The 5546-nt window shown below is 47.0% G+C and carries 8 protein-coding genes and 1 pseudogene; 4 read left to right on the forward strand and 5 right to left on the reverse strand.

Annotated elements, in window-relative coordinates; genetic code table 11:
- A partial coding sequence (locus tag AC9UH7_RS05975; protein WP_509596209.1) for an ROK family protein occupies positions 1-198 on the forward strand: 198 nt, incomplete at its 5' end.
- Here the strand turns inward: AC9UH7_RS05975 and AC9UH7_RS05980 are convergent.
- Both AC9UH7_RS05980 and AC9UH7_RS05985 read right to left on the reverse strand, forming a co-directional pair.
- Positions 195-1175, reverse strand: a complete 981-nt coding sequence (locus AC9UH7_RS05980; protein ID WP_509596211.1) for a Gfo/Idh/MocA family protein — start codon at positions 1173-1175, stop codon at positions 195-197. The two genes, AC9UH7_RS05975 and AC9UH7_RS05980, sit on opposite strands and share 4 nt — an antisense overlap.
- On the reverse strand, positions 1172-1435 hold the full coding sequence (locus tag AC9UH7_RS05985) for a hypothetical protein (protein ID WP_509596213.1): 264 nt from the start codon (positions 1433-1435) through the stop codon (positions 1172-1174). The genes AC9UH7_RS05980 and AC9UH7_RS05985 overlap by 4 nt, the downstream gene beginning before the upstream one ends.
- 44 nt (positions 1436-1479) lie before the next feature.
- Between AC9UH7_RS05985 and AC9UH7_RS05990 the strand changes: the two genes are divergently transcribed.
- Entirely contained in the window at positions 1480-2172 is a 693-nt protein-coding gene (locus AC9UH7_RS05990; RefSeq protein WP_509596215.1) for a lysophospholipid acyltransferase family protein, read from the forward strand.
- Here AC9UH7_RS05990 and AC9UH7_RS05995 read toward each other — a convergent pair.
- Together AC9UH7_RS05995 and AC9UH7_RS06000 are read right to left on the reverse strand one after the other, a co-directional pair.
- Entirely contained in the window at positions 2169-2846 is a 678-nt protein-coding gene (locus AC9UH7_RS05995) for a PD-(D/E)XK nuclease family protein (protein ID WP_509596217.1), read from the reverse strand. The two genes, AC9UH7_RS05990 and AC9UH7_RS05995, sit on opposite strands and share 4 nt — an antisense overlap.
- Before the next feature lie 16 nt (positions 2847-2862).
- A complete protein-coding gene (locus tag AC9UH7_RS06000) occupies positions 2863-3507 on the reverse strand; it encodes a LysE family translocator (RefSeq protein ID WP_509596219.1) in 645 nt (214 codons plus the stop codon).
- A gap of 113 nt (positions 3508-3620) precedes the next feature.
- On the opposite strand from AC9UH7_RS06000, the gene AC9UH7_RS06005 reads away from it, so the two are divergent.
- Both AC9UH7_RS06005 and AC9UH7_RS06010 read left to right on the forward strand, forming a co-directional pair.
- Positions 3621-4151 carry a PadR family transcriptional regulator gene (locus tag AC9UH7_RS06005; RefSeq protein WP_509568244.1) on the forward strand — a complete coding sequence of 177 codons (531 nt, stop codon included), beginning with the start codon at positions 3621-3623 and terminating at the stop codon, positions 4149-4151.
- A 1-nt stretch (position 4152) separates the two neighbouring features.
- Positions 4153-5250, forward strand: a complete 1098-nt coding sequence (locus AC9UH7_RS06010) for an inositol-3-phosphate synthase (RefSeq protein ID WP_509596221.1) — start codon at positions 4153-4155, stop codon at positions 5248-5250.
- 81 nt (positions 5251-5331) lie between these two features.
- On the opposite strand, the pseudogene AC9UH7_RS06015 reads toward AC9UH7_RS06010, so the two are convergent.
- Positions 5332-5546 (reverse strand): annotated as a pseudogene (locus tag AC9UH7_RS06015) (hypothetical protein); the annotation flags it as partial.

The raw sequence follows: 5546 nt of genomic DNA on the forward strand, positions 1-5546 counted from the left end.
TCAGTTTTACTCGATCCATCCTGTGTTGTTATCGGCGGCGGTGTAATTGATGCCGGAGAAATTTTGTTAAAGCCAACCCGCGAATCATTAGAGCGCACAATGCCATTTGCTGGCAAACACCCATACCCAACTTTGATTGCAGCCGAATTGGGCAATGAAGCTGGTCTTGTTGGCGTTGCAGATTTAGCTAGAGTCTAATTTTCAAAGGGGTATTTCAACCCAATTTGTGATCGAACTGTGTCGAGTGTTTTCATAATGTCGACAGTGTCTTTCCAGTTCAACACTTCACTTTGTTGTTTACCTGAGAGCACAAGCTGCTTAAATACTTCTGCTTGTTCCCTTATTCCATGTCCAATATAGGTATTTGGGAAGTGTTTTACTGTGCCATCAAATAATGTCACCTTCATATTTGATGGAGCGTAAAAAACGCGATCGATCTCTAACCATCCATTCATGCCAGCAACCACCGCGCGACATGGCGTTTGTTCAAGCATTGTGGTGTTTAAGACCGCTTGTGCTCCATCTGCGTAATCAAAGATCATCGAAGTTTGAGCATCGACACCCTTTTCAGTCAGCACAGCAGTTGAAGTCATCTTTGTGGGATTTCCAAGAACCATGTGCGCAAATGAAACAGGGTAAATTCCAAGATCTAACAACGCACCTCCTGCAAGTGAGGGCTCTATCAGGCGGGGGATGTTCTGATCAGCTAAGCGCTGTCCATGATCTGCTTGAATTGTAAGAATTTTGCCCAAGGTTCCGCTAGCGATGATTTCGCGCACCTGTCCATAATGTGGCAGGAAACGTGACCACATCGCTTCCATCAGTGCGACATGATTTTCTTTCGCTGCATCAACCATTTCCTGGGCTTGCTGGGCATTAACTGCAAAAGGTTTTTCGCACAACACTGGCTTTCCTGCTTTGAGCGCTGCAATCACATTCTCTTTATGTGCAGGGTGGGGAGTTGCAACATAAACCGCATCGATTGAAGTGTCAGCTACTAGTTCTGCATATGATCCATATGCAACTGCGCCAAAACGATTTGAAAATTCCTGCGCATTGCCAAGTGTTCGTGAACCAACAGCGCCGACTCTATGTCCTTTGAGGTTCTGTATGTCTGTTGCAAATGCTTGTGCTATTCCACCGGTGCCTATGATTCCCCAACGAAAATCACTCACAGCGCTGCTCCATCATCTTCGCGATAATCGCGATTTAACCAACGATTTATTGCATGCTTTGCTGAGGCAATAAAGCCACGTGATGTTTGTCGCGGGGGATTAGGTTGCACAAATTTATCTTCATCGATTCGATCCAGATCATCTAAGAATGTCGTGGGGGCTGATTCATCCAAGGAGAGCCCAGATACGATGGATTCGAACTCAGAGCGGATTAACTCCTCCTCGTCGAAATCCTCAGGCTCCTTTTTCTCAATACTCACCCTCAGATAGTGTCATAGCCGTCAATAACCAGTAAATTGTCCCCGTGCTCAACAACCTGCCATATGGAACCTTGCGCGCCTTTCTGACCCCATTTTTGATGTTGGCATTTCGACCAAAAGTGCGAGGACTTCGAAATGTGCCAGGAAAAGGCCCGGTGATCATTGCCTCCAATCACCTCTCATTTAGTGATTCCATTTTTATGCCGCTGGTTGTTCCACGCAAAGTCACATTCTTGGCAAAAAGTGAGTACTTCACCTCACCTGGCCCAAAAGGATTTATTAAAAAGTTAACATTTATTGCCTTAGGGCAAGTACCGGTTGACCGTTCTGGTGGACGCCGCAGCGAAGCAGCACTTATCACTGGCTTAAAGGTTTTAGCTGATGGGGATTGCATCGGCATCTACCCTGAAGGAACACGCTCTCCTGATGGACGTTTGTACAAAGGAAGAACGGGTATTGCACGCTTGGCCATTGAATCAGGTGCACCTGTAATTCCAGTTGCTATGTCTAATACTGACAAGATTCAACCAACGGGAAAAGTTATTCCAAATGTTAAGCGCGTGGGGATGAACTTTGGAACTCCGATGTACTTCGATGGAGATTCAACAGATTTACAACACTTACGAGATGTCACAGATCAAATCATGAACGCCATTCATGCCTTGTCTGACCAGGAGTACATAGATATCTATGCCCCTAAAAAAGCAAAACTCGGTCAGATACAAGAAGAGGATTAATCCAAAGCGTTTCTGGCGGTTAAGTAGTTACATGTTTGACACTCAGAACCTGGCTCAGGTAGCTCACCCTCCAGCACATCAATAAACTCACCAATGACCTTTATAAAATTAGCCTGATCTCGCTCGACAGGGACATACTTTTGGAATACTCCGAAACCATAATCCTCAGCCGAAGTTCCTGTTGCTGTGGCTAGCTTCCATACTAATAACCCAATTGATGCAACAGTTTGAGATTTACCGGCTGCAGGGTTTTCTAAGGAATAGGCATATGCCTCAAGCTGAGGTGAATAAAACTGACCACTATCGCGTTGGCTATCAGATACTTTGCAATCAATTAATCCAATAGTGCCATCCTCATTTGTTGAAACAAGATCGTACTTACCCAAAATGCGCCAACGTGTTTCCGTGCCATTGATTACCAAAGGCTTGCTCTTGACCCATTCTCCCCATTTGGTGACCTTGCCAGGGCGAAGTGTTGGATCAATTGTTGGCATGTCTGCACCTTGAAAATGCTCTTCTTGCAAAGCTGACATCGTCCCTACAAGTGGGAACTGACCTTGCATCGACACCTTGAACCAATACTTAATCCACAAACATCTTTTGCAGGTGGAAAGGCCAAAGGTTAAATCAGAGGGAGAGATGTTTTCGCGGGCTGGTTTGGCAGGTTTAATCATGGAAGTAATTGTGTACTTAGCCACTGACAATTGCAGCGACCAAAACAGATATTCCAAGAATGATCATGATCGCACCGCCGGTTGATCGAAGTATTTCTAAGCGTTTGGAATCTGTGGCAAGCCATTGGCGGGCCGTTCCAGCCAATAGCCCCCAGGTTCCATCTGAAAAGAATGCAAGGATCGAAAAGATGGCACCAAGCAAAATCAACTGCCCTGTGACCTGACCACGTTCTCGATCTATGAACTGAGGCAAGACAGCTGCATAGAAAACAAGTCCTTTTGGGTTCAGCGCTCCAACCCAAAAACCATCTCTAATGGAGCGCCGCACACTAGGTGCGACATCGCCTTGATTTTTCATGTCGGCGGCATGAGCTCTACGTTGTCGTATGGCATCTACTCCCAGATAGATCAGATAGAGACCACCACCCCATTGAATAGCGATGTAGGCAATCTCAGATCGCTGCAGGATTGGCCCAAGACCAAAAGCCACAAAGGTGGAGAGAAAAAAGGCACCTGTCACATTTCCAGCAACGGTGAGCACGGCGGTCTTACGCCCCCAGGCAATGGCGCGGGCAATAACAAAGAGCACGCTGGGCCCAGGGGCCAAAATGATGACCATGGCCGCCACGACGTACTCGGCTAACCGTGTGGGAATGATCATGTGGGCAGTTTAACGGCGAGTCTGGGTTGCGCTAGGGCGCTATATCCCAATAGATTACCGCTCGATATATCGAATGGATACATTCCACGGAGTAGTAGGAGGGGAGGGTTGAGATGCGCTCGCGTTCAGAGTCACTCGAATTCGCCCTTCTAGGCCTGCTTTCCCAAGCCCCATTGCATGGCTATGAACTTCGAAAGCGTATCGGCACCATCTTTGGGCCATTTCGCGCTTTGTCATTTTCCGTTCTCTATCCGCAGCTTCGCCGCATGGTGGAAGCAGGCGTTATTGAGGAGACTGTTGTTGAAGCAACCTCTCGCAGATCCCGCATTGTGTATGCGATTACCGACAAGGGCGCTCGCAGATTTGAATCATTAACTGAATCAGTAACACCTGAGACTTGGGAGGACGAAGGCTTCGAAATTCGTTTCGCATTCTTTTCTCCAACCTCAGCAAATAACAGAGTAAGAATTCTTGAGGGACGCCATCGTCGCCTCAAGGAGAAAGCCGAAATCCTTCGTGGTGAACTCGAGAAGTCACCTGTTGGTATCGACAAATATCTGGAGGAGTGGCGACGTCACTCACTAGAGACAGCTGATCGAGAGATTGCTTGGCTGGAAGACATGATCAAAACCGAGAGGAAATAGAGTGAATATCACAACCGGTAAAGGCGACATCCGTGTTGCAATTGTTGGCGTTGGAAACTGCGCTAACTCATTAGTTCAGGGTGTTGAGTACTACAAAAATGCTGCCCTTGATCAAGAAATTCCAGGTCTGATGCACGCTGTTGTTGGGGGATACCACATCTCTAGCATCAAGTTTGTTGCAGCCTTCGATGTGGATGCAAAGAAGGTCGGACTCGATCTTGCAGATGCAATCTGGGCAAGTGAAAACAACACAATTAAATTTAGTGATGTCCCAAAGACTGGCGTGCCAGTACTTCGCGGTGTTACAAATGATGGTCTCGGTAAGTACTACCGCGAGACAATCAAAGAGTCAGATGCACCTGCTGTAGATGTTGTTCAGGTACTAAAGGATGAAGCGATCGATGTTTTGATCTGCTACCTACCTGTAGGTTCTGAAACAGCAGCTAAGTACTACGCACAGTGTGCAATTGATGCCGGCGTCGCATTTGTCAACGCCCTACCAGTATTTATCGCATCTGACCCAGTATGGGAAAAGAAGTTTGCTGATGCAGGAATTCCAATCGTTGGAGATGACATTAAGAGCCAAGTTGGTGCGACTATCACTCACCGCATCATGGCTAAGTTGTTCCAAGATCGTGGAGTTCACCTTGATCGCACCTACCAGCTCAATGTTGGCGGAAACATGGACTTCAAGAACATGCTCGAGCGTGATCGTCTTGAATCAAAGAAAATCTCAAAGACAAACTCTGTAACATCACAGCTAAACCATGATCTTGGTGAGAAGAATGTTCACATCGGACCTTCTGATTACATCCCATGGCTAGATGATCGCAAGTGGGCCTACGTTCGCCTCGAAGGTCGTGCTTTTGGTGATGTTCCTCTTAACCTTGAATACAAGTTGGAAGTTTGGGATTCACCTAACTCTGCTGGTGTGATCATCGATGCGCTTCGCTGCGCAAAGATTGGTCTTGATCGCAAGATTGGTGGAGCATTGCTTTCACCATCTAGCTACTTCATGAAGACACCACCAACTCAGTACACAGATGAAGCAGCGCATCAAAAGACCGAGGATTTCATCTCAGGAAAGATTGAACGCTAAGCCAGAAAAAAGATTGCAAAGGAGAGCGCCCCTGGGATAAACCCAGGGGCGCTTTTTTAACCCATCACGGAGAGTTGAGGGCTAAATCAGAATCTCTTCACCGGTATGACGGCGGTGAAAAATTGCCGCAATACCTAAAATGAGAAACAGAAGTGCGCCAACTAAAGAAGCCAGAGCGGCATAGCCGGCAATCACGCCCATAGTTCCAAATGCGTACGCCTGAAGAAGCATTCCTCGGAGGGTATTTCCCATGAAGAGTGTCTGTCGCAAATCTGCGAGTTGTGCAATTTTTGCCG

The organism is Candidatus Planktophila sp., from assembly GCF_044348745.1.
Taxonomy (GTDB): domain Bacteria; phylum Actinomycetota; class Actinomycetes; order Nanopelagicales; family Nanopelagicaceae; genus Planktophila.